Below are 364 nucleotides of genomic sequence, written 5' to 3'. Positions count from 1 at the left end.
CATCAGCTCGCTGTCGACCGGCCTGAGCTCGACCGATAGCTCGGTCGCTTCGCTGTCGACCTCCACGTCGACCGGTCTGTCCTCGGCCAACAGCTCGATCAGCTCGCTGTCCACGTCGACTTCGACCGGTATCAGCTCGTTGTCGACCGGCCTGAGCTCGACCGATAGCACGGTGGCTTCGCTGTCGACTTCGACGTCGACCGGCCTGTCGTCGGCAACCAGCTCGATCAGTTCGCTGTCCACCTCGACCTCGACGGGCATCAGCTCGCTGTCGACTGGCCTGAGCTCGACCGATAGCTCGGTCGCTTCGCTGTCGACTTCCACGTCGACGGGTCTGTCGTCGGCAACCAGCTCGATCTCGTCA

1 protein-coding gene is annotated in these 364 nt (G+C 63.7%); it reads right to left on the bottom strand.

What is annotated here, in order from left to right; translation table 11 throughout:
• Positions 1-364 (bottom strand): hypothetical protein (locus U5771_RS35410; protein WP_322028215.1); only part of this gene is annotated, 364 nt, incomplete at both ends.

Source organism: Burkholderia sp. BCC1977, assembly GCF_905339595.1.
Classification (GTDB): Bacteria; Pseudomonadota; Gammaproteobacteria; order Burkholderiales; family Burkholderiaceae; genus Burkholderia.
The sequence above is the reverse complement of the archived record's forward strand: the minus strand, read 5'-3'. Positions and strand labels throughout refer to the sequence as shown.